The sequence below is a fragment of the Pantoea sp. JKS000250 genome, from assembly GCF_003201065.1.
GTDB lineage: Bacteria > Pseudomonadota > Gammaproteobacteria > Enterobacterales > Enterobacteriaceae > Pantoea > Pantoea vagans.
This window is the reverse complement of record NZ_QICZ01000001.1, coordinates 3519889-3541544: the sequence shown is the minus strand read 5'-3', so window position 1 is coordinate 3541544 and position 21656 is coordinate 3519889. Positions and strand designations below refer to the sequence as shown.

The window sequence follows — 21656 nt, the reverse complement described above, 5'->3', positions numbered from 1 at the left end:
CTTGATTAAGGGGGGTTAATAAAACTGTAGCGCCAAGATTACCTAATTCAAATAAAAAAATAAATTATTTTTACGCTACAGATAATTCTTAAGTATTAATTCAGACAAAACAGCACTATTAAAATCGGCAGTGCCTGACGTTTTATTAACGCTGAATTAACAACAAATCGTGCTCCGGTTCCATTGTTGAAAACGATTTCAGAGGCTTTATACCGAAAGCTGACCGTTTACCTTATCTACTAAAGTGGGTTTTTACAGCATCATTATTTACGGATGCGCACCTGCTGATAGCAGATTAAAAACGTGCTCTGATCGCGATCTCAGTCACACCAGCTTACAGATTATGCTTAAAAATCGCCCTCCAGGCCGTTAAATAGCCCAAAATAATTAACGCCCTGATGAATTTTTAATAATGCCCGCTGCTATCTGTTAACTTTTTTTTGCCGCTGCGTTTAGCAGCAGAGTCAGATTATTCGCAGTTCCCTCAGCTGTGCAATAACAGTTCTGCCTGACGCAGGCGGAGGAATAGTTGCGCCCGGGTTACCTGCCTGCTCATGAGGCGACTTAAAAAATCCGTTCAGGAAATAAATTCAGAAAGGTGACAGAGTTCAAAAAGCTGAATCAGAATAGACCAGCAACATAAAAATAACGTCGCTTCTCGGTTGCTGAAAATAACCCTGTGCTTATCACGCGTTTATTTTCTGCTGCCTGTGTCGGGCAGAGCGTCGGTGAGACACCTGGTTATTCAACAGGTTAGATAATTATCAATCGCCGGGAGAGGCTGTCAGCCTCTGACGTAATGCTGACAGGAAGAAAGATTAAGGGCGGTTACTGCACAGAGGCAGCGACCGCCAGAGGACTAATTTGCCTGGCTGGCCGGGCCAAATACCGGATATTGCGGCATTTCAACGTTCTGGTACGTTTCCCAACCGCCGCCCAGCGCTTTATAGAGCGCAACTAAATCAAGCGCGCTCTGCATCCGCGCCTGTGTCGCCTGCTCCTGTGCCTGCGCCAGCTGACGCTGTGCATCCAGCACCTCGAGGAAGGTTGAAAGCCCCTGCCGGTAACTGTCGCTGGCGAGATCAAAGGCGCGCTGAAGGGCACCGGTCGTCTCATCCAGCGCAGTGACACGCTGCTGATCGGCGCGATAGCTGACCAGCGCATTCTCTACATCCTGCAATGCCGTCAGCACCGTCTGACGGTAATCCAGTGCGGCGCTGGCCTGCTGTGCCCGGGCGAGTTTAACGCTCGACACCAGTTGCCCACCCTGGAAAATCGGAATTGACAGCGACGGACCGTAACTGTAGAAATGGCTGCTCCAGTTATCCAGATAGCTGACGTCGGTATTGCGCACGCCCAGCTGACCCGTCAGTGACAGGCTCGGGAAAAGCTGCGCCACAGACACGCCAATCTCAGCGGTTTGAGCATGCAGCGTCGCTTCAGCCTGACGAATATCGGGACGACGACGTGCCAGCGTGGAGGGAATACCCACCGGGACAAACTGCGGTAGCGGTGGTAACGCTTTTGGCGTACTGAGTTCAGCATCCAGCGCACCCGGCGTTTTACCAAGCAGCACCGCCAGCCCGTTCATCGCCTGTCGTGCCTGTGACTGATACTGCGGCAGTTGCGCCTGCAGCGTGCTGAGCTGGGCTCGGGCATTTTCCACATCGGTCAGCGGTGCCAGTCCATTCTGCTGCTGACTCTGCGTAAGCTCGGTGGTCTGCTGCGCTACTTCAATCTGCTGCTGCAGCGTCTGAATGGTGCTCTGCGCGCCTCGCAGCTGCAGCCAGGCTCGCGCTACTTCGGCTTCCAGTGAGACCAGCGCATCATTGCGCTGCTCTATCGCCGCCTGCTGCTGTGCATTAGCGGCCTCAACCTGACGGCGCACTTTGCCCCACAGATCAAGTTCCCAACTGGCATCAAAGCTACCCTGATAAAGGTTAACCGGCTGGGTCAGGCCATTGAGCTGGCTGGCCACGTTGCTGTCGAGCTGATCGGTCGCACCATTGGATTCCAGCAAGCCTTTAAGTCCAAGCTGCTGTCGCGTCACTTTGGCCGAACCGCTCAGACTCGGGAACAGACTCCCCTGCGCCTGTGTCAGCTGTTCACGCGCCCCGGCAATGCGCAGCACCGTCTGCTGCAGGCTCAGGTTACCGGCGATCGCCCGCTCAATCAGGCTGTCGAGCTGTGGATCGTTGAAGCTACGCCACCAGCGTGAATTAATGGCGGCAGTTTGCGGTTTTGACGCCTCCTGCGAATCCAGCGTGTTGTAGCTGCCCGGCACGACGGGTTTCGGTGCCTGATAGTCAGGTCCGACGGCGCAGCCTGCCAGCCCCAGGGCCAGCAGTAAACTCAGGGGTTTCAGGCGATGAGTGAAATAAACCTTCATGTTAGTGTGCTCCTGCACTGCCTTCGCTCTTAATCGGCGACAGCAGCCAGCAAAATGGAATCAGAATCAGGGCGACAATACTCAGGCCTGAGAAGACATCGATGTAAGCGAGGATGCGCGACTGCGCAATCATCTCCTGATAAAGCTGTCCGGTTGCCAGCGTAACGGGATCACCCACCGCCGAGGTAAAATCACGAATCGCCTGCGCCCAGTGCTGAAGCGTAATGTTGAACGGCTCGTTCAGCGGCGTCATGTTATGCACCATATGCGCCGAGCGTACCTGCTCGCGTTCGGTGATGGCCGCGGTCGACAGCGAGATCCCAATCGATCCGGCCACGTTACGGAACATGGTAAACAGCGCCGAGGCATCAGCATTAAGCCGCTGTGGAATGGTGACAAAGGCGATAGTCGTGAGCGGAACAAACAGGAAACCCAGCCCGATCGACTGCGCGCTGCGCATCAACACCAGCGTTTTAAAATCGACATTGGGTGTTAAGGTGGAGGAGTAGAGAAACGCCACGGCCAGACAGCTGAAGCCAAACGCGATGATGTATCGCGTCTGCACAATCGGCATCAGTTTCAGCACCAGCGGAATCGTCAATACAATCAGCACCGCGCCAGGCGACAGCACCAGCCCTGACCAGGTGGCGGTGTACCCGAGATCCTGCTGCGCCAGCTGTGGCAACACCACGGAGCTGCCATAGAGAATCATCGCCATCCCAGCCATCAGCAGGCCAGCCACCCAGAAGTTGCGGTCTTTCATCACCAGAATATCGACCACCGGCTTACGGGCATACATCAGCCAGTAGATGGCCCCGACGATACCGACCAGCGCCAGCACCGCGAACAGCACGATAAAGTGTGAAGCGAACCAGTCCTCATCTTCTCCACGATCCAGCATCACCTGCAGGCAACCCAGCCCCAGCGTAATCAGACTGATACCGATGTAATCGATCTTCAGTTTGCCTTTGGCCCATTTACGCTCCCACGGTGGATCTTCCAGCAGTTGATAAATGGCCAGCACGGTCAGCACGCCGACCGGAATGTTGATAAAGAAGACCCAGCGCCAGCTGTAGTTGTCGGTGATCCAGCCACCCAATGTCGGACCAATAACCGGCGCGACAATAATGGCGATAGAGGAGAGACCAAAAGCCTTGCCGCGATCTTCCGGCTTGAAGTAGTCCAGCAGCACGGACTGCTGAACCGGCTGCAACCCGCCGCCAAAAAAGCCCTGCAGCACGCGGAATAGAATGATCTGCCAGAGTTCCGTGGCAATGCCGCACAGGAACGAGCAGATGGTGAACATCACGATGCAGATCAGGAAAAACTGTTTACGCCCAAACAGCCGGCTGAAGAACGCAGAGATAGGCAGCACGATGCCGTTTGCCACCAGATAGGAGGTCAGCACCCAGGTTGACTCATCGTAACTGGAAGAGAGCGAACCGGCGATATGCGGCAGCGCCACGTTAACGATGGTGGTGTCGAGGATCTCCATAAACACCGCCAGCGTCACCGTGATCGCCACTAACCACGGATTACTGGCGGGTTTCCAGCTCTGCGCCGTACTCATTCCACGGTTACCTTCGGTTCAACCGAGAGACCCAGCGGCAGCGGATGGTTCGGATCAAGGCCCTTATCGATAACGATTTTCACCGGCACGCGCTGAACGATTTTCACATAGTTGCCGGTGGCGTTCTCTGACGGGAAGGTTGAGAAGCGCGAACCGGAACCCATCTGAATACTGTCGACATGCCCTTCCAGCTTCATATCCGGCCAGGCATCAACGCTGATGTCCACTTTGTCGCCCGGATTCATCCGTTGCAGCTGAGACTCTTTGAAGTTCGCCGTGACCCAGATCTCAGGTGAGACCAGCGAGAACAGAGAGGAACCGGCCTGTACCAGGGTGCCCAGCTGAACGTTACGTTTAGTGATAAACCCGTCATAAGGCGCACGAACCTGGGTATAGGAGAGATTCAGATCGGCTGTACTTAACTGCGCTTTCGCCTGCTCAACCTGTTGCTGACGCGCTTCAACATTGGTCTCCTGCTGACGAATCTGCAGGGCAACCTGTGACGCGACTTCAACCTGCGCTTTCGCGCTTTGTAACTGCGCCTGCGCCGAACGTAACTGCGCGGACGCGCTGTCGATATTACGCTGACTGGTCGCACGCGGGTCGACGCCACGCTGGCGACGATAATCCGCCTGCGCGTTCAGCAGGTTCGCTTCTGCTTTCGCCTGGTCCGCCAGCGCCTGATCGCGCTGTGCCGGATACTGTACTTTTGACAGCGCCAGCTGTGCCTGCGCCTGATGCAGTTGTGCGACCGCTAAGCCAAGCTGCGCATTAGCCTGTTCACGCTGAGCACGGTTATCACTGGGATCGATTTCCACCAGCAGATCGCCCTTCTTCACCCGCTGGTTATCTTTTACCAGCAGTTTCACAACATAGCCGGACGCTTTAGGCGCAATGGTAACGGCATCGCCTTCAGTAAAGGCGTCATCGGTGGTTTCAATATTACGGGTAGAGAACCAGAACCAGAAGCCGACAATCAGCATAACCACCACCACCACCGCCAGAATAATCAGCGGCTTTTTACCGGGGCGTTTACGCTCAGGCTGCTGGTCGTTGTCCTGATTTTCCTCTGACTGACGGCTTTTATCCGTCGCGTTATCTGCGTCCTGCTGGTGTTGATCGCGTTGGTTATTCTCGCTCATAGTTCCCATCACTGGCTAAGGCCCTGATTCCGGGCATAAAGGTCCTGTTAACCTTATCTCGGAAATTGACAAAATCCAGTGCAACTTTACGAAACTTGAGGAATGGCGCACATCCTGCCACTTGATGGGCGTAGCAGGATGCATCCGGGCTAATGGAGTAACTGCAACAGCAGCCAGCCGCTGGCCATTGACCAGGCCAGCAGAGGAAGGGAAAAGAGATGGAATTGCCACCAGACAGCTTTGTCTTTCGCCATGCGCAGGGCAATCAGGTTAGCAAGCGATCCCGGCAGCAGACCGAATCCGCCAATGTTAACGGCCCAGGCGAGCACATCCGTCGGCGGTACTTTTTGCAGCAGCAGAATCGTTGCCGGGACGTTGCTGATCACCTGAGACAGCCCAATCGCCAGCAGATAGAGCTGTCCCTGGCCGAAATGCGCCACCGCATCAAAGTGCGCCTGCATCACCGGCAGACGCGTCAGCAGGAAGACGTCAATAAACATGGCGATAAACACCGCCAGCAGGCTCCAGTCGATACGCAGCAGCACCGGACGTGCCATCACCAGGAAAGTGGCAAGGATCAGCAGCAGTATCCAGCCGGTGATCTCCAGCTCCAGACCGACAATAAACAGCAGGTACAACACGACGCTGACGATAAACAGCGGCTTCTGCCACTGCGGCTGTTCCGGGTTGTCATGCTTATCAATCGACCGCTTTGAAAAGCTGAACCAGGTTAACACCACCAGACTCAGCAGCAGCCAGGCGGCCAGCGGCAGCATCTGCACGATAAATGCCACCACACTCAGCTTGCCGTGGCTCCACAACAGAATGTTCTGCGGATTGCCAACCGGCGTCAGCAGCGATCCGGCATTAACCGCCAGCGCCTCAAAAATAATCAGTCGCGAGATCGGTAAACGGGAAAACTTACGCAGCGTCAGCGTCAGCGGCACCAGAATGAACAGCGCCACATCGTTGGTTAAAAACGTCGAGAGCAACGCCGCAGCCAGCACCATAAAGAGTGCCAGCGCGCGTTCATGCCGGAAACGCGCAATCAGCCGTCCCCCCAGCACGTCAAAGTAGCCGCTGGTTTCCAGCCCTTTGGTCAGAATCAACAACCCGGCGAGCGTGATGATGGTATGCCAGTCTACGGCACCGGGCAGATCGGCCCAGCGGAAATCCGCCAGAAATGCCAGAACTACACCAATCACGATTAATAAATGCAAAATAGAGTCATGCAAAAAAGATCGAAGCAGTTGAGGCATGGTGAGGGTACGCCTTAGCGTTAACGGGTTTCGGAGAACTTCTTAAATACAGCCAGCGTTTCATCACTGACGTGATGCTCAATACCTTCTGAATCGCGTCGGGCCGTTTCGGGGCTGATGCCTAACGCCAGCAGAAAACTTTCAACAATATGATGACGGGCGCGGCTCTCCTCTGCCAGCTTCTCGCCTTCACCGGTCAGGAAAACACCGCGGTAAGGCACCTGCTCAACCAGCCCGGCACTGCCAAGGCGCTTCAGCATTTTTGCCACGGTCGGTTGCGAAACGCCCAGACGGGCCGCCATATCGACCTGACGCGCTTCGCCAAATTCACCAATCAAATCAGAGATTAACTCAACGTAGTCATCAATTAATTCCCGACGATGCGCTTCACGCACCTGCCGAAAACCTTCGACATGCTCTTCAATATCTTTCAGTGGCCCTTTCGGCGCAGAAACCACGCTTTTAGCACGACGACTCATTCAGCTTCCTCATTATTATTTCCCGTATTGACACTGCTATACGGATTTAGCTGCGCTCATTGTAAACCAGCCGCAAAGAAGCTCAAATTTTTCGTCATTAGGCTTGGCTAAACAATATAGCCAGTGCTATATTTGTTGATAATGTAAGCAGCAAAAGGCGGGATCCCGGTTGATCCTCTGTTGCGCCGGTGTGATGACGTTTCTCACCGCAGGCTGCTGACTACCGCGTCGACAATGATTGGGAGGTGATTCTATGAGCACCCTGAAATGTTGCTTAGATTGCAGCAAATGCTTCCAGGCTGAGAAAAAAACAACCACGGAGATGAAATCCTGGCTGTGCCTGCTGACGCGTTCCCCGTTCACACTGCGTCTGATGTTAATTGAGAAACTGCTGGGCCATAAGCCTGCCGATCGTCGCTGCCAGAATCTGATCTGGCGCGGCTAATCCTGCTTCAGCGCCTTTCAGCCAGCGACTGAGAGGCTCACTTCCCTCTTTCTTCACCCCTTATCTTATTTGCCTACGAAATCTGTATGCCTTACGGCATTAACAGCTACGGCTGGTTATCGGCTGCGGATAGCAGGAGCCATCGGATATCGGTTTGGGGTGAAAGGCGAGCGGGGTAAAATCAGCACAATAAAAAACGGCCCACAAGGGGCCGTTTTTTTGCAGGTCAGCTAAGCTAAACTTAGAAGCTGTAACCTACGCCAGCAATCCAGGTGCCAACGTCAACGTTACGGATACGGCTCTGCTCGTAACCAACGTCCAGCGCAACGTCCTGAATTGGGTTAAACTGCAGACCTGCACCGTAGGAGAAGCCTACGTCGCTTGAATCAGTTTTAGCGCGTGATGCAGTATCGTTCTGCTGGAATTTACCGTAGCCGATACCCACAACACCGTAGATGCTAGCCCAGTCGTTCAGACGGAAAGCTGGACCACCGGTCACACCGTAGTACTGGCCTTTATTGTAGATGCCAGCGTCGGTACGATCTTTTTCAGTGTAGGTGAATGAACCGATCCAACCCAGTGGGTTAGAACCGTCTTCGTAGCGGTATTTCAGGTTGAAGCCGTTAGCTTTGTTAGCCACGCCCTGATAGTCGCTCTGAGCATAGCCACCAGTTACGGTGCTCTGTGCCATTGCTGAACCTGCAGATACTGCCAGTACACAGGCTAATGCTGAAAGACATGCAATTTTTTTCATAACCACCTCAAATGTGAAAATACTTCTCTCCTGACAACGCTGAAAATATAACAAAAAATAGCGAGAAACTCTGCCCGGATTTTGTTGTCTAACAGAAAGTTTGGTGTAACAGGAAGTTAATGCGACATCCTATGTCATTCATTTTTCTTATAAAATCCGTCATCTTTCTGCAATAATCATTTTGTGCTCATTTCGTGCTTTAAGTTAAATCCTAAAAAATCCTGACATTTCTTTACCTAAATGGCCCTGATTCTGGCCAAAATTTGCTCAGTTAAGTCAGATTTAAAACGCGATTCCGTGATTCTTTGCCCGCTATTTCCTTTACACTGGCTGACTCATTACGTTTTTGACCAGGAAAAGTACACAGGATGTCTGCCTCTCCCGCTTCCAAAAATCTTGCCCCGATAGTCATGCCGATTGCCGTGCTACTGATTGCGATGCTGTCGCTGCAGGGCGGCGCTTCGCTGGCAAAAAGCCTGTTTCCTTCTGTAGGTGCCACCGGGATTACCGCACTGCGCTTAGGCTTTGGTACCCTGATACTCTGCGTCATTTTCAAGCCCTGGCGTTTACGCTTCAGCCGGGAGCAGCGTCTGCCCCTGCTGATGTATGGACTGGCTCTGGGCACCATGAATTTCACGTTTTATCTGGCGATTCGTACCGTGCCACTGGGCGTGGCGGTGGGACTGGAATTTACCGGCCCGCTGGCGCTGGCGCTGTTTGGATCGCGCCGGCCACTGGATTTTGTCTGGGTGTTGCTGGCGGTAATTGGCCTGTGGTTCCTTCTGCCGTTTGGTACAGACATGACCGCGATTGACCCGCTGGGCGCAGCGCTGGCAGTGGGTGCAGGTGCCTGCTGGGCGATCTATATACTGGCGGGACAACGGGCAGGTGCAGAGCATGGCCCCGCAACGGTAGCCATCGGTTCGCTGATCGCCTCGGTCATTTTTGTGCCGCTTGGGCTGACGTTCGCCGAAAGCGGCATCTGGACATGGGCGGTGATGCCGATCGCGTTGCTGGTCGCGCTGCTTTCCAGCGCCATTCCCTATTCACTGGAGATGATCGCCCTCACCCGCTTACCGGCGCGCATTTTCGGCACGCTGATGAGTCTTGAACCCGCCATGGCCGCCTTTTCCGGCATGCTGTTTCTGGGGGAAACGCTGACCGGACTTCAGTGGCTGGCGCTGCTGGCCATCATCATCGCCTCAGCTGGTTCAACACTGACTATGCGTCCGAAAAAGAATCAGTTAAGCAGCGTTGAATTATCAGACGACAGGCATAAATAATCGATTTCAGCCCGCCACGCTGGCGGGCGAAATAACAATCATGCTCAGCATGAGAATTATTCTTAACCGCTGCGCTTTACGGCTCATCCTATTTTGAAACAGTCACTTACCTGTTATTTACAACTGCTTATAATGTTATGATTTAAATGACTATTTAATAATAGTTATATTTTAACATAGCTTTAACCTTACCCGTCCAGCCCGGCCTTTAATAAAGACACACGCTATTTCATCCATCGTCAAAGTCGTTTCTGCAAAGCTCAAAAGCGCTGCTATACTTATCCGGTACTTGATTAGGACAACCATCAAAGAGAGGACTGAAACGATGAGTACCGCTAAATTGGTAAAAACGAAATCTTCTGACCTGATTTATACCCGCAACGACGTGGCCGAAGATGAGAAGAAAGCCACCATCGCGGTGTTAAACCGTCTAGTAGTCGAGTTTATTGACCTGTCATTGATCACTAAGCAGGCGCACTGGAACATGCGCGGTGCTAATTTTATCGGTGTGCATGAGATGCTGGATGGCTTCCGCACTACGATTACTGACCATCAGGACACCATTGCCGAGCGTGTGGTTCAGCTGGGTGGCGTGGCGCTGGGCACCACGCAGGTTGTGAATGACAAGACTCCGCTGAAAAGCTATCCGCTGAATATCCACAGTGTGCAGGATCATCTGAAAGCGCTGGCAGACCGTTACAGCGTTGTGGCGAACGATACCCGTAAAGCGATTTCAGAAGTAAAAGACGAAGATACCGCTGACATCTTTACTGCGGCATCGCGCGATCTGGACAAATTCCTGTGGTTCATCGAAGCCAACATTGAATAACACGTATTGCACTCAATCAGGCGGGGAAACCCGCCTTTTTTACGTCTGTGTTACCGCAATTTTATGACCCTGTTAACAGTTCTTCCCTCCCCCGCTTCACAGCCTTAACATCTGAGGCAAACTACCCCTTGCACCAAAACAGTTATCTGCACCAAAGTTGAGCACCAATAAGGTGCAATGGCAGAATTAACTGCAAAATCGTGTCAGCTGTGTTATTTAACTCTCTGATTTCGCGGATTTTGCAAAGTTGGCATAATTCTTTCATATGACAAGCCGCAAACGCAGGCCCCGCCGCCTGGTAGTAAAAAAAGGAAAAATGATGAAGTCACTGTTAAAAGTTTCTGTGGCCGCGCTGGCGCTGGCCTTCTCCCTCTCTTCCACTGCAGCAGAAAAGAAGCTGGTCGTCGCTACCGATACCGCCTTTGTTCCGTTTGAATTCAAACAGGGTGACAAATATGTCGGTTTTGACGTGGATCTGTGGGATGCCATTGCGAAAGAGCTGAAGCTCGATTACACCCTGAAGCCAATGGACTTCAGCGGCATTATCCCTGCACTGCAAACGCGCAATGTCGATCTGGCACTGGCGGGTATCACCATTACCGAAGAACGTAAAAAAGCGATCGAGTTCTCTGATGGCTATTACAAAAGCGGTCTGCAGGTGATGGTGCGTAACAATGAAAACAACATCAAAGGCATCAGCGATCTGAACGGCAAAGTCGTCGCAGTGAAAAGCGGCACCGGCTCTGTGGAGTACGCCAAAGCCAACATCAAATCGAAAGATCTGCGTCAGTTCCCGAACATCGACAGCGCCTACATGGAGCTGGGCACCAACCGTGCAGACGCGGTGCTGCATGACACGCCAAACATCCTGTACTTCATCCACACCGCGGGTAAAGGCCGCTTTAAAGCGGTAGGCGATTCGATTGAAGCGCAGCAGTATGGCATCGCCTTCCCGAAAGGCAGCGACGATTTACGTGAGAAGGTAAACGGCGCACTGAAAACCCTGAAAGAGAACGGCACCTACAACACGCTTTATAAAAAATGGTTCGGCACTGAACCTAAATAATAATTTGCCCGTTATCTGATTTCAGCAGGGAAACTTTTTCCCTGCTTTTTTCCATCGCAACATATCTGGAGTGACACCATGGAGTTTGACTGGAGCGTCATCTGGCCCGCCATGCCAGCGCTGCTCGAAGGCGCCAAACTGACCTTAATTATCTCAATCATTGGCCTGGTTGGCGGCCTGTTTATCGGGCTGGTGGCCGGTTTTGCCCGCGCTTACGGTGGCTGGATCACCAATAACATCGCCCTGGTGTTTATCGAAATCATCCGTGGCACCCCTATCGTGGTGCAGGTGATGTTTATTTATTTTGCGCTGCCGATGGCATTCCCTGACCTGCGTATTGATCCTTTCACCGCCGCCGTGGTGACCATCATGATTAACTCCGGCGCGTATATTGCCGAGATCACCCGTGGTGCCGTGCTGTCGATCAACAAGGGATTTCGTGAAGCCGGACTGGCGCTTGGCCTGTCGAGCCGCGAGACACTGCGCTACGTGATTATGCCGCTGGCACTGCGTCGTATGCTGCCGCCGCTGGGCAACCAGTGGATTGTCAGCATCAAAGATACCTCACTGTTTATCGTTATCGGCGTGGCCGAACTGACACGTCAGGGTCAGGAGATTATTGCCGGTAACTTCCGCGCTCTGGAAATCTGGAGCGCCGTCGCGATCATCTATCTGGTGATTACGCTGGTGTTGAGCTTTGTGCTGCGCCGCATTGAAAAAAGGGTGAAAATCCTGTGATTGAATTTAAAGATGTCTCCAAGCATTTTGGCCAGACCCAGGTGCTGCACAATATCGATCTGAAGATTAACCAGGGTGAAGTGGTGGTGATTATCGGCCCATCCGGTTCCGGTAAGTCGACGCTGCTGCGCTGCATTAACAAGCTGGAAGAGATCACCAGCGGCGAGCTGATTGTTGATGGCCTGCGCGTTAACGACCCGAAAGTCGACGACCGTCTGATCCGTCAGGAAGCGGGTATGGTGTTTCAGCAGTTTCATCTGTTCCCACAGATGAGTGCGCTGGACAACGTCGCTTTCGGTCCTATCCGGGTGCGCGGTGCCAGCAAAGAGGCAGCACGCCAGCTGGCACGAGAGCTTCTGGGCAAAGTCGGTCTGGCAGAGCGTGCGCATCACTTCCCGTCCGAGCTGTCCGGCGGCCAACAGCAGCGTGTGGCGATTGCCCGTGCGCTGGCGGTCAAGCCGAAGATGATGCTGTTTGATGAGCCAACCTCTGCGCTGGACCCGGAGTTACGTCACGAAGTATTGAAAGTGATGCAGGATCTGGCGGAAGAAGGCATGACGATGGTGATTGTGACGCACGAAGTGGGCTTCGCGCAGAAGGTCGCCTCGCGTCTGATCTTTATCGACAAAGGCCGGATTGCGGAAGATGGCGATCCCGATAGTCTGATCAGCAATCCCCCCAGCGAACGTCTGCGCGAATTCCTGCAGCACGTATCCTGATCAAAACGGGCCGCTTAGCGGCCCGTTTTGATTGTTGGCAAAGTCTGCCCTGCCCAGCTGTGAGACCGACCCTGCGAAGGGAACACGGGCAGATCGGAAAGTCGCTTAAACCATCCCTGGTCGCTCGGCCCGCGCCGTCCATGGCGCGGGACGCTTTCCTCCTCTGTCCGTGTTCCCTGCGCTATTAGCTAATGTGTTGCTGCCAGAGCAACCCTGATTGGGTTTGTCAGCAGTCTGAAACGGCCGCATCGCAGCCCGTCCTTTTTTCTCAGCAGAGAGATTCCTGTTACCTGCGTAATGAGATGCCTCAGTTCCCCAGGCGACTCAGCAGCTTGCTGCGCTGTGCGGCAGGCATAAAACTCCACGCCAGGAAGCGGCTCTGCTTCTGACCCTGCGCCATATTCACCACCCGCACCTCTTCGACCTCGAGCGCCTGCAGCTGTTTTTCCAGCGCCGGTAAATTCTCTTTGCGCGAAACTAATGAAGTAAACCAGCCAATCTGGCGACCAAACGCCACGCTCTCGGCGATCATCTTGCCGATAAACGCCTTTTCGCCACCGGGATACCACAGCTCATTGTGCTGCCCGCCAAAGTTAAGTGGCGCACTTTTATCCAGCCCGAGATTGCGCACTTTACGCTGCGATCCCGAGGACGCCTCTTCAGCCGACGCGTGGAACGGCGGGTTACACATCACCGCGCTGAAAAATTCATTTTTGCTGACCACGCCCGCCAGCACCGCATCGCTGTTTTTCTGACGACGCAGACGGATCTGGCGCGTCAGGCGTGGGTTAGCCGCGACGATGCGGTTAGCGGCTTTGATGGCGGCTTCATCAATTTCGGTGCCGGTAAAGCGCCAGCCATATTCCGCCGCACCAATCAGCGGATAGATACAGTTTGCGCCGCAGCCGATATCGAGCACGTCCGCCGCCGGGATCGCGCTGTTGTTGTCCAGCGCCAGCAGATCGGCCAGGTAGTGAAGATAATCGGCGCGTCCTGGCACAGGCGGGCAGAGTGAGCCGGGGGCCAGCTGCCAGTCGATGTCATAAAACAGTTTGATGAGCGCCTGGTTCAGCAGCATTACCGCCTCCGGGTCCGCGAAATCCACGGACTGCACGCCATAACCGTTAGGCCGGACTTTCGCCGCCAGCGGCGGATGGGCAGCGGTTAGCGCGGCAAAATCGTATTCGCCCTGATGGCGATTGCGGGCGTGGAAGGGCGACGTGCTGGCTGACTTTTTCATACGTTCTCTCAATTATTCAGGCGCGCGTACAATACGCTGTAGGCGGCGGAAAATAAACCCGCACCATCCGCTTACCTCTTTCCGATTCCGTCGGGTGATGCTGTCGGGCTAAGATAAATAAAATCATCTGCTGGAGACGTTATGACCCGGAAACGCTATTCCTATCAACCCCGTGCTGGTCACGGACTGCCGCACGATCCGCTGAACGCCATCATCGGGCCGCGCCCGATTGGCTGGATTAGCTCTGTCAGCGCCAGCGGTCAGCACAATCTGGCCCCTTACAGCTTCTTTAACTGCTTCAACTATCATCCGCCGATTATCGGTTTCGCCAGCAGCGGCTGGAAAGACAGCGTGCGGAATATTGCAGAGACCAAAGAGTTTGTCTGGAACCTGGCGACCCGTCCGCTGGCCGAAGCGATGAATGAAAGTTCTGCCTCGCTGCCTGCCGATCAGGATGAGTTCGCCTTTGCCGGGCTAACGCCGCTGGCCGCGTCACAGGTCAGCGCCAGCCTGGTGGCGGAAAGCCCGGTCAACTTCGAGTGCCGCCTGACGCAACTGATTCAGCTGCAGGATGCCAGCGGTAACCTGCTCGACAGCTGGCTGGTGATGGGCGAAGCGGTGGCGATCCACATCGATGAATCGCTGCTTGAAGAGGGCATTTATCAGACCGCCAAAGCCGAGCCGATTCTGCGCGCGGGCGGACCCAGTGCCTATTACGGGATCAGTGAAGCGCAGCGCTTTGATTTAGTCCGCCCGGACGCCCGCCGCAGGTAATCTCACTCCACAAGCGCATCGGCCCGGTGCGCTTTTATCTGCGCCACCGCGCGGGCAATGTCGGGGGCCAGCCAGCGATCCTGCTGCCAGCGATCAACCACCTGCCGCAACAGCTGCCAGGCGCGCCGCGTGCCCGCTGCCAGCTCTGATTCACCATGAAACTCCAGCGCCTGCGCCGCCAGCAGATACTCAATCGCGATAATGTGATCGACATTGCTGACCAGCTTCAGCAGTTTCAGCGCCGACCCGGTACCGAGACTCAGATGATCCTCCTGTAATCCCGACGTCACATAGTTGTCGAGCACCGCAGGCTGCGCCAGCTGACGGTTTTCCGCGCAAAGCGAGGCCGCCACATATTGCGCAATCATCATGCCGGAATTGACGCCAGGCTCCGCCACCAGAAACGGCGGCAGGCCGCTGACCAGCGGATTAACCAGCCGATCCAGCCGTCGCTCAGCAATACTGCCCAGCTCCGCCAGCGCAATCGCCAGCAGGTCGCAGGCCATCGCCACCGACTCACCGTGCGGATGTGACTGCGACACCACGCGCCAGGCCTGTGGCGTGCCCAGAATCAGCGGATTGTCGGTACAGGCATTGAGTTCGGTCTCCACCTGACGGGCGGCATGGTCGAACTGATCGCGGCAGGCACCGTGCACCTGCGGCATCGACCGCAGGCTCAGCGCATCCTGAGTCCGGATGCCCACGCTCGCGTTCAGCAGCGGGCTGTCACGTAACAACTGGCGCAGACGTTCGCCGCTGCGCTGAATCCCCGGACTGGCCTTGAGCGCCAGCACCTCAGGGTCAAAGGCCACCAGCTGTCCGCGCAGCGCCTCAAAGCTCATTGCGCCCGTCACATCCGCCCAGTCCAGCAGACGTTCAGCATCGTCCAGTGCCAGACAGGCTAAGCCGGTCATGCAGGGTGTGCCGTTAACCAGGCTCAGCCCCTCTTTTGCGCCAGGCCGGTAAGGGGCTAACCCCGCCTGTTCCAGCGCCTGCTGCGCCGGGATGATTTCGCCACGCCACTCCACCTCGCCAATACCAATCAGCGCCAGGCCGATATGCGCCATATGGGTCAGATAGCCCACCGATCCCTGCGACGGCACCTGTGGCGTAATCTGCAGATTCAGCAGCGCCAGCAGCTGCTGCACCAGCGCCACTGAGACACCCGATTTGCCGTGGCTGTAGTTAGCAATCGCGGCGCACAGAATGGCGCGCACCTCCGCTTTTTTCAGCACCGGCCCGACGCCGCAGGCATGGCTCATCAGAGTATTGCGCGACAGCTGGCCCAGCTCATCTTCAGACAGCGTGATGTTACAGAGCGCCCCCAGCCCGGTATTGATACCGTACGCCACCTGCCCCGCCGCCACGATGTTGCCGACGATTTCACGGCTCTGGGCGATGCGCTGCCAGGCGCTGTCGCTCAGCGTCAGGGTGGCACCGTGCCGGGCAACCTGCACCAGTTCCTGCCACCTGAGCGGACCATCGCCCCAGACCCGCGTCTGCTTCGTCACGTCACTCATACCACCGGCTCCACCTGATGATGACTGGAGATAAACTGCTTAAAGCGCGTCGATCCCGCCTCGCCGAACATCGCTTCTGGCGTGCCCTGACAGTCAATCGTGCCCTGATGCATAAGCACCACCCGGTTAGAGACGTTGCGGGCAAAACCCATCTCATGTGTAACCACCAGCATGGTGCGCCCCTCTTCCGCCAGGCTGCGCATGACCTTCAGCACCTCGCCCACCAGTTCCGGGTCCAGGGCTGACGTCGGCTCATCAAACAGCATCACCTCCGGGTCCATTGCCAGCGCACGGGCGATTGCCACCCGCTGCTGCTGCCCCCCCGAAAGCTGGGCGGGATAGAAGTCTTTGCGATTCAGCAGACCAACCCGATCCAGCAGCTGTTCCGCCTGGGCGATGCAGGCTTTTTTATCGCGCTTCAGCACGTAGTGCGGCCCTTCAATGACATTCTGCAGCACGGTGAGATGCGACCAGAGGTTAAAGCTCTGAAACACCATCCCCAGTCGGGAACGCAGCCGTTCAATCTGCCGCGGATTGGCTGCCAGCTGATGCCCGCGTGCATGGCGCTTCATCTCGATGGTTTCACCGCCGACGCTGACCACGCCGGAATCGGGCGTCTCCAGCAGGTTAATGCAGCGCAGCAGCGTACTTTTGCCCGATCCGCTGGCACCAAGAATGGAGATGACATCGCCCTTGTGCGCCTGCAGCGAGATGCCTTTCAGCACCTCCATGGCACCAAAAGATTTATGGATATCGCTGGCCGACAGCGTGACGGGTTGCAGTTCAGACATTTTTCTCTCCTCCGGTAATCGGCTTAGCGGTCAGTAACGGCTTTTTTTCCGGTTTATGTACCGGCGTCAGACGCCGCTCCAGCAGGGCATAGAGTTGAACAATAATGAAGTTGAGGATCAGGTAGATCGCCGCCGCACAGAGAAACACCTCCATGGTGCGGTAGGTGCGCTGAATGATCTGCTGCGCTACCCCGGTGACATCCCAGACCGTCACCAGACTGGCCAGCGCGGTCGATTTCACCAGCAGGATCGCTTCGGTAGAGTACGCGGGCAGCGCGTAACGCAGCATCACCGGCGCGATAATCCGTCGCAGCAGCAGCCCGCGCGACATACCGCAGGCCATGCCCGCTTCCACCTGACCGGGCGGCACCGCCAGCAGCGCACCACGCAGAATCTCCGCGGTGTAGGCAGCGGTACAGAGCGACAGTGCCAGCACCGCACAGGTAAAGGGCTCTCGCAGGAACGGCCAGAAGATGCTGTGACGGATCACGCCAAACTGCCCCAGACCGTAGTAGATCAGGAACAGCTGAATCATCAGCGGCGAGCCGCGAAATACCAGAATGTAACCACGGGCAAACGCGCTCAGCACCCGCCAGCGGCTCATGCGCAGTGCCAGAATACCTACTGCCAGCACGCCTCCGCAGAGAAACGCACTGATAAACAGGCCCAGCGTGACCGGCAGTGCAGCGCTGAGTTTAAGGAAGGTGTCAGTGAGGAACGCAAAATCGATCATAAGTCTCCTTAATGCTGCGCAGCGGTGCGGCTTTGCCAGGCGCGGCCAAGACGGGATTCGGCGCGCAGAAAGGCGCGGTTCGACAGCAGCGTCAGCAGCAGGTAACAGGCTCCGCCCACCAGGTAAAAGGAGAAGTAGTCACGGGTCGAACCGGCCGCAACCTGGCTGGCCCGCATCAGCTCGACAATGCCGGTCACCGACACCAGCGCCGAATCTTTCAGGCTCATCTGCCAGACGTTTGACAGGCCGGGCAGCGCATAGCGCGCCACCTGCGGCAGCAGAATGCGTTGCCGGATGCGCCAGCGCGGCATGCCAATCGCGACAGCGGCTTCAATCTCCCCTTTCGCCAGTGCCAGTCGTGCGGCGCGGTAGACTTCCGCCTGGTAAGAGCCGGAGATAAGCCCGATAGCCAGCGCCCCGATCAGAAATGGCGGCGCTTCGATAAAACCGTCCGCGCCAAACAGCTGTCCGATCTGCGTGATCAACCCCGATCCGCCGAAGTAGAACAGGTAGATCACCAGCAGCTCAGGAATGCCACGGAAGATCACCGAGTAACCTTCCCCCAGCCAGCGCACCGCCCGGTGCGGCGATAACTTCGCGGCAGCAACGCCCGACCCCACCACCGCGCCAACCAGCAGTGCGGCAAACGACAGCAGCAGCGTGGTCAGCGTGGCACTCAGAATCAACCGTCCCCAGCCGTCCGGGCCAAAACTCAGCAGGCTTATCATCCGTTACCTCTCTCAGGGTGTGACGTCAGTTTTGAACCACTTCTCGCTCAGCTTTTTCACTGTGCCGTCGGCCAGCGCGGCTTTTATCGCCTGATCCAGCCGGCCTTTCAGATCGTTGTCTGCCATGCGCACGCCCAACGCCTCGCCCTCACCCCAGATCGGACCGCCCAGCTGCGGACCGCTGAAGCTGAGGTTACGGTTATCCGGTCGTGCCAGCATCGACTGTGCAAAGGTCACATCATCAAACACCGCATCAATGCGTCCGGCCTGCAAATCGAGGATCGCATCGGCTGAGCTGGTGTATTCACGCACATCCGCCACATCTTTGAAGTATTTGTCGATAAACGGCGTGTAGACCGTGCCGGAGGCGATACCGATCGTTTTGCCCTTCAGCGCGGCTTTCAGGGGTGCAATGGCAGGCGCTATGGTTTTTTCATCGTCGGTAAGTTTGACGATCTTACTGTCGGCGGGCAGCAGTGACCCTTTTACCGTGATAAAGGTGGCGGGCGTGGAGGCGTAAGGGACGGTGAAATTCACCACTTTTTTGCGGTCGGGCGTAATCACAATCGCATCCATGATCACGTCATATTTTCCGGCATTCAGTCCGGCGATCATGCCATCCCAGTTCTGTACCACCAGCTTGCACTGAATCGCCATGCGCTGACAGAGATCCGCCATCAGCTCCGGTTCGAAGCCGCCCAGCTTGCCGCCCGGCAGGGTGAGGTTCCAGGGTTCATAACTGCCTTCAGTGGCAATGGTGATCGATTTCCACTCTTTAGCCTGGGCGCTGACGCCACAGAGCAGCAGACTGGAAACCAGCGTAGTGAGACATAAACGACGAAGGGTCAGAGGGTGCGTCATACGGTTCTCCTGAAAGTAGCGGCCTGGTGATCGCCCTGCAAGATTTAACATAAATTTCACAGGATGATATGTCATGTATATACAAGTTAACGCAGTGCAGTTCATTGCCGGCTTTATGATTTTGTGAGCCAGACGGGATTTATTCAGATTGAGCACGCGCTGCAGCGCTTGTACATACAACCAAGCAAAGGTTATGCCAGCTCTGCAAAAGCGACGAATGGAGGCGGAAGCAAGGGAGCAGCCAGACAGACTGCTCTCACCTGCACCCGATTAGCGCAGCGCTGCACCAGGGCGGCGCATCGCAGATTTATTGCGGTCTGGCCTGCGCCAGCATGGCGTGGATCATCGCCTTTAACACTTTTTGTAACCCCGCGGCACGCGCCTGCTGCCAGGCATAAGGCGGGGTTTCATCCATGTAGTTCAGCTGCGCCAGCTCCAGCTGAACTGCCTCAATCTGCTGCTGTGGCTGGCCATAGGCGCGGGTGATGTAACCGCCTTTAAAGCGGCCGTTGAGCACCCAGCTGTAGTCGGTCTGGGCCGCACACACCGACTCAATCGCCACGCTCATTTCAGGCGTGCAGCTCGCGCCGTCGTTGGTGCCAATGTTGATATCGGGCAGCTGCCCCTCAAACAGGCGGGGGATTTCACTGGCGATGGAATGCGCGTCAAACAGCAGCGCATAGCCGTGCTGCGCTTTGAGCCGCGCCAGCTCCTGCTGAATCTGCTGATGGTAAGGTTGCCAGATCTGCTCGATGTAGCCCTGACGCGCAGTGGCATCGGGCGTTTTGCCTGGTGCAAAGGTCGGCGTGCCGTCGAACAGGGTTTCCGGGAACAGGCCGGTGGTGGCGGTGGTGTAGAGCGGCTGATTATCGGGCGGACGATTAAGATCGACTACAAAACGGGAATAGCGGCCGATTAACACACTGGCCCCGAGGTCACGCACAAAATCATACAGCAGCGGGATGTGCCAGTCGGTGTCAGGCAGGCCGCGCGCGGCCTCGCTCAATCCGGCGTCTACCTCAGGCGTCAGTTCAGTACCGGCGTGGGGAATGCTGACCAGCAGCGGCAGGCTGCCCTGGGAAAAATAGAAAGGGTTCATTGCGGTTCTCCACGATAGATAACGGTACAGGGCAGTTCACCACCCAGCCAGTAAACCAGTTCTGCCGGACGGGCCAGCGGCCAGTGGACGAAGTTTGCCACTTTACCCGCCTCCAGCGAGCCGTGACTCTCCGCCAGCCCCAGCGCTTTTGCCCCCCACAGGGTGACGCCCGCCAGCGCCTCTTCCGGCGTCATGCCAAACAGCGTACAGCCCATATTGAGCATCAGTCGCAGCGACAGCGCGGGCGAGGTGCCGGGATTGGCATCGCTGGCCAGCGCCATCGGCACGCCGTGGCGGCGGAAGAGATCCACCGGCGGACGCTGGGTTTCGCGCAGCAGATAAAACGCACCGGGCAGCAGCACCGCCACGGTGCCATGCTGCGCCATCGCCCTGGCATCCTCTTCGGTGGCATATTCAAGATGATCAGCTGAAAGCGCACCATAGCGGGCCGCCAGTGCAGCACCGCCCAGCGCGGAAAGCTGTTCTGCATGCAGCTTCACCGGCATGCCCAGCGCCACCGCCCGGTCAAACACCCGCGCCACCTGCTCCGGGGAAAAGGCGAGATGCTCACAGAAGGCATCCACCGCATCCGCCAGCCCCAGCGCCTGAACCTGCGGCAGCAGACGGTCGCAGATGATGTCGACCCAGCCATCCGGATCGTGCTTAAACTCCGGCGGAAAGGCATGCGCTGCCAGGCAGGTGGCGTGGACATCGGCGGCTACGCTCTCGCCCAGCTGACGAATCGCCCGTAGCATTCGCAGTTCGCTCTCTTCATCCAGACCATAGCCGGACTTAATCTCCACGGTGGTCACACCCTCGGCCAGCAGGCGATTGAGTCGCCAGCGGGCCGAAGCCACCAGCTCCTCTTCCGTCGCCGCGCGGGTGGCGCGCACGGTGGAGAGAATGCCTCCGCCCTGCGCGGCAATCTCTGCGTAGCTGACGCCATTCAGACGCTGTTCAAACTCCTGGCTGCGGTCGCCGCCAAATACCAGATGCGTATGACAATCCACCAGCCCCGGCGTCACGATACCGCCTGGCAGACGATGATGCCGATCGGCGACGAAGGCGGGCATCTCCGCTTCAGGCCCGACCCACACCAGCCTGCCCGCCCGCACCACCAGTGCGCCCTGTGGGATCAGATGGTACTTTCCGTCACGCATGGTGACCAGGTCGGCCCCCGTCCACACCGCCTCTACGCGCATCTCTTCTGTCATCGCTGCCTCATGCCTCCACCGTT

Annotated in this window: 21 protein-coding genes; 7 read left to right on the top strand and 14 right to left on the bottom strand. The window is 56.3% G+C overall.

All coding sequences use genetic code 11. The features are described from left to right. Positions 1 to 859 precede the first annotated feature (859 nt). The 5 genes from BY447_RS16775 to mntR form a co-directional block, all read right to left on the bottom strand. Positions 860 to 2389, bottom strand: coding sequence for an efflux transporter outer membrane subunit (locus BY447_RS16775; RefSeq protein ID WP_110331598.1), 1530 nt, complete (start codon positions 2387 to 2389; stop codon positions 860 to 862). A 1-nt stretch (position 2390) separates the two neighbouring features. After that, a complete protein-coding gene (locus BY447_RS16770; RefSeq protein WP_013357256.1) occupies positions 2391 to 3959 on the bottom strand; it encodes a DHA2 family efflux MFS transporter permease subunit in 1569 nt (522 codons plus the stop codon). Continuing rightward, the gene (locus BY447_RS16765; protein WP_033782445.1) at positions 3956 to 5101 is read right to left on the bottom strand and encodes an HlyD family secretion protein; all 1146 of its coding nucleotides are present in this window, start codon (positions 5099 to 5101) and stop codon (positions 3956 to 3958) included. Before BY447_RS16765 ends, BY447_RS16770 begins: the two co-directional genes overlap by 4 nt. Positions 5102 to 5250: 149 nt before the next feature. Continuing rightward, positions 5251 to 6360: an SLC13 family permease gene (locus BY447_RS16760; protein ID WP_110331597.1), complete on the bottom strand. Its 1110-nt coding sequence runs from the start codon at positions 6358 to 6360 to the stop codon at positions 5251 to 5253. A gap of 20 nt (positions 6361 to 6380) precedes the next feature. Next, a complete protein-coding gene (mntR, locus tag BY447_RS16755) occupies positions 6381 to 6839 on the bottom strand; it encodes a manganese-binding transcriptional regulator MntR (RefSeq protein ID WP_010254350.1) in 459 nt (152 codons plus the stop codon). 253 nt (positions 6840 to 7092) lie between these two features. Between mntR and BY447_RS16750 the strand changes: the two genes are divergently transcribed. After that, positions 7093 to 7284: a hypothetical protein gene (locus BY447_RS16750; RefSeq protein ID WP_033782439.1), complete on the top strand. Its 192-nt coding sequence runs from the start codon at positions 7093 to 7095 to the stop codon at positions 7282 to 7284. A 241-nt stretch (positions 7285 to 7525) separates the two neighbouring features. Here BY447_RS16750 and ompX read toward each other — a convergent pair whose 3' ends face one another. Then, positions 7526 to 8038: an outer membrane protein OmpX gene (gene ompX / locus BY447_RS16745; RefSeq protein ID WP_110331596.1), complete on the bottom strand. Its 513-nt coding sequence runs from the start codon at positions 8036 to 8038 to the stop codon at positions 7526 to 7528. Between the two features lie 368 nt (positions 8039 to 8406). Between ompX and rhtA the strand changes: the two genes are divergently transcribed. The 5 genes from rhtA to glnQ all read left to right on the top strand — a co-directional run bounded on the left by rhtA (position 8407) and on the right by glnQ (position 12673). After that, positions 8407 to 9321: a threonine/homoserine exporter RhtA gene (gene rhtA, locus BY447_RS16740; RefSeq protein ID WP_013357251.1), complete on the top strand. Its 915-nt coding sequence runs from the start codon at positions 8407 to 8409 to the stop codon at positions 9319 to 9321. A gap of 325 nt (positions 9322 to 9646) precedes the next feature. Continuing rightward, positions 9647 to 10150 carry a DNA starvation/stationary phase protection protein Dps gene (gene dps, locus BY447_RS16735; RefSeq protein ID WP_013357250.1) on the top strand — a complete coding sequence of 168 codons (504 nt, stop codon included), beginning with the start codon at positions 9647 to 9649 and terminating at the stop codon, positions 10148 to 10150. 319 nt (positions 10151 to 10469) lie between these two features. Next, positions 10470 to 11216, top strand: coding sequence for a glutamine ABC transporter substrate-binding protein GlnH (glnH, locus tag BY447_RS16730; RefSeq protein WP_013357249.1), 747 nt, complete (start codon positions 10470 to 10472; stop codon positions 11214 to 11216). Between the two features lie 78 nt (positions 11217 to 11294). Further along, the gene (glnP, locus tag BY447_RS16725) at positions 11295 to 11954 is read left to right on the top strand and encodes a glutamine ABC transporter permease GlnP (protein WP_013357248.1); all 660 of its coding nucleotides are present in this window, start codon (positions 11295 to 11297) and stop codon (positions 11952 to 11954) included. Further along, positions 11951 to 12673: a glutamine ABC transporter ATP-binding protein GlnQ gene (gene glnQ, locus BY447_RS16720; protein WP_010254327.1), complete on the top strand. Its 723-nt coding sequence runs from the start codon at positions 11951 to 11953 to the stop codon at positions 12671 to 12673. Before glnP ends, glnQ begins: the two co-directional genes overlap by 4 nt. Before the next feature lie 307 nt (positions 12674 to 12980). On the opposite strand, the gene rlmF is transcribed toward glnQ, so the two are convergent. After that, a complete protein-coding gene (rlmF, locus tag BY447_RS16715) occupies positions 12981 to 13913 on the bottom strand; it encodes a 23S rRNA (adenine(1618)-N(6))-methyltransferase RlmF (RefSeq protein ID WP_110331595.1) in 933 nt (310 codons plus the stop codon). A gap of 141 nt (positions 13914 to 14054) precedes the next feature. Between rlmF and BY447_RS16710 the strand changes: the two genes are divergently transcribed. Continuing rightward, the gene (locus tag BY447_RS16710) at positions 14055 to 14687 is read left to right on the top strand and encodes a flavin reductase family protein (protein WP_110331594.1); all 633 of its coding nucleotides are present in this window, start codon (positions 14055 to 14057) and stop codon (positions 14685 to 14687) included. 2 nt (positions 14688 to 14689) lie between these two features. On the opposite strand, the gene BY447_RS16705 is transcribed toward BY447_RS16710, so the two are convergent. From BY447_RS16705 to hutI, 7 genes are all read right to left on the bottom strand, one after another. Next, complete coding sequence (locus BY447_RS16705; protein WP_110331593.1) at positions 14690 to 16207, bottom strand: HAL/PAL/TAL family ammonia-lyase; 1518 nt, start codon at positions 16205 to 16207, stop codon at positions 14690 to 14692. Further along, complete coding sequence (locus tag BY447_RS16700) at positions 16204 to 16998, bottom strand: ABC transporter ATP-binding protein (RefSeq protein WP_110331592.1); 795 nt, start codon at positions 16996 to 16998, stop codon at positions 16204 to 16206. Before BY447_RS16700 ends, BY447_RS16705 begins: the two co-directional genes overlap by 4 nt. After that, entirely contained in the window at positions 16991 to 17731 is a 741-nt protein-coding gene (locus BY447_RS16695; protein ID WP_095707478.1) for an ABC transporter permease, read from the bottom strand. Before BY447_RS16695 ends, BY447_RS16700 begins: the two co-directional genes overlap by 8 nt. A gap of 8 nt (positions 17732 to 17739) precedes the next feature. Beyond that, positions 17740 to 18459 carry an ABC transporter permease gene (locus BY447_RS16690; protein ID WP_110331591.1) on the bottom strand — a complete coding sequence of 240 codons (720 nt, stop codon included), beginning with the start codon at positions 18457 to 18459 and terminating at the stop codon, positions 17740 to 17742. Between the two features lie 12 nt (positions 18460 to 18471). Next, complete coding sequence (locus BY447_RS16685) at positions 18472 to 19320, bottom strand: transporter substrate-binding domain-containing protein (RefSeq protein WP_110331590.1); 849 nt, start codon at positions 19318 to 19320, stop codon at positions 18472 to 18474. A gap of 307 nt (positions 19321 to 19627) precedes the next feature. After that, positions 19628 to 20419 carry an N-formylglutamate deformylase gene (gene hutG / locus BY447_RS16680; RefSeq protein ID WP_110331589.1) on the bottom strand — a complete coding sequence of 264 codons (792 nt, stop codon included), beginning with the start codon at positions 20417 to 20419 and terminating at the stop codon, positions 19628 to 19630. Beyond that, positions 20416 to 21633, bottom strand: coding sequence for an imidazolonepropionase (gene hutI / locus BY447_RS16675; RefSeq protein WP_110331588.1), 1218 nt, complete (start codon positions 21631 to 21633; stop codon positions 20416 to 20418). The genes hutG and hutI overlap by 4 nt, the downstream gene beginning before the upstream one ends. Between the last annotated feature and the right edge of the window lie 23 nt (positions 21634 to 21656).